Source organism: Streptomyces sp. x-19 (assembly GCF_046549115.1).
Lineage (GTDB): Bacteria > Actinomycetota > Actinomycetes > Streptomycetales > Streptomycetaceae > Streptomyces > Streptomyces albulus_C.
In genome coordinates, this window is the sequence record NZ_JAJPWK010000092.1 from 1 (window position 1) to 1,411 (window position 1,411).

2 pseudogenes are annotated in these 1,411 nt (G+C 65.0%); both read left to right on the forward strand.

What is annotated here, in order from left to right:
• Positions 1-569, forward strand: a pseudogene (locus ACLJT4_RS42360) (IS982 family transposase); the annotation flags it as partial.
• Positions 570-649: 80 nt separating this feature from the next.
• A pseudogene (locus ACLJT4_RS42365) lies at positions 650-1,285 on the forward strand (IS701 family transposase); the annotation flags it as partial.
• Between the last annotated feature and the right edge of the window lie 126 nt (positions 1,286-1,411).

Here is a 1,411-nt window from a genome sequence, read left to right on the forward strand (position 1 = left end):
CGGCTGATCGACTCCACCCCGCTACCGTGTGCCGCCTCCCGAGAGACCGTCAAACGTTCCGAGTTGGCCGGACACGCAGGCTACGGCTACTGCCGCAGCCATTCCCGCTTCTTCTGGGGGTTTCGGCTCTACCTGCTGACCACCGCCGAAGGCATGCCCGTCTCCTGGTGCCTGGCCAACCCGAAACTCGGCGAACGCGAGGTGATGACCGCGCTACTGGAACGCGACCACCGCCTCGTCCGCTCCGGCCAGGTGATCCTCGCGGACAAGGGCTTCGCCGGGAAGGACTTCGAGGCGTTCCTCGAAGAACGCCTCGGCGTCCACCTGGTGCGGCCGGACCGGAAGGGCGAGCCCGTCCGCCACGGCCGCCTCGCCCGTGTCCGCCAGTGGATCGAGGCCGTCTTCGACACCCTCAAGGCCAGCTCAGCCTGGAACAACACGGAGCAAGAACCCTGCCCGGAGTGTTCGCCCGCACTGGCCAACGACTCCTCGCCCTCGCCGCAGGCGTCTGGCACAACTGGACCACCGACGCCAAGATCAAACGATCCCTCATCGCCTTCGACCACTGAGAACATCGGACTCATTCATCTAGTAGTGCTTCGTTAGGTTGATTTGATCGCACGGTCCATGGTGGTGCATGCTGCCGCTCGTGGATCTCGGGGAGGTCGAGCAACTGCGGGACTCTATCGGCGAGTTCGTGGCTGAGGTGTTCTCGCCGCTCAAGCGCAAGGACCAGCGCGGATGGGGGAACTGCTACCTGCGCGGGCTGATGCTGGACGGGCGACGCAAGTCCATCCAGCCGATGGCCGAGCGACTTCCGGACGGCAACATGCAGGCATTGCAGCAGTTCGTCAGCCAGTCGCCGTGGGACCACACCCCGGTGCTGCGGGCCATCGCGACGAAGTTGTGTGAAGCCGTCGTTCCCGAAGCGTGGGTGATCGACGACACATCCTTCCCCAAGGCGGGAGATCAGTCGGCCGGAGCAGCCCGACAGTGGTGTGGGGCCCTGGGCAAGAAGTCGCTGTGCCAGGTGGGCGTGAGTCTGCATGCGGTCACCGAAGCGGCATCGGTGCCGCTGACGTGGCGGTTGTTCCTGCCCGAGGAGTGGGCGGACCCCGATGATGAACGCCGAACGAAGGCCGGGATACCCGAAGAGGTGAGACACCGGGAGAAGTGGCGGCTGGCACTGGACGCGATCGATGAGGCACTGGGGTGGGGGCTGGCCGGCCAGGTTGTCGTGGCCGACGCTGGATACGGCCAGATGCACGCCTTCCGAACCGCTCTGGTGGAGCTTCCCCGTGATCGTGGACACCTGGAGACTGGGACATTGAGGTTCCAGAGGAAGTAGTACCAGGTGGGAAGTAACTACACGAAGCGGTACACCGCGGAGTTCAAGCGGGATGCGATTGCG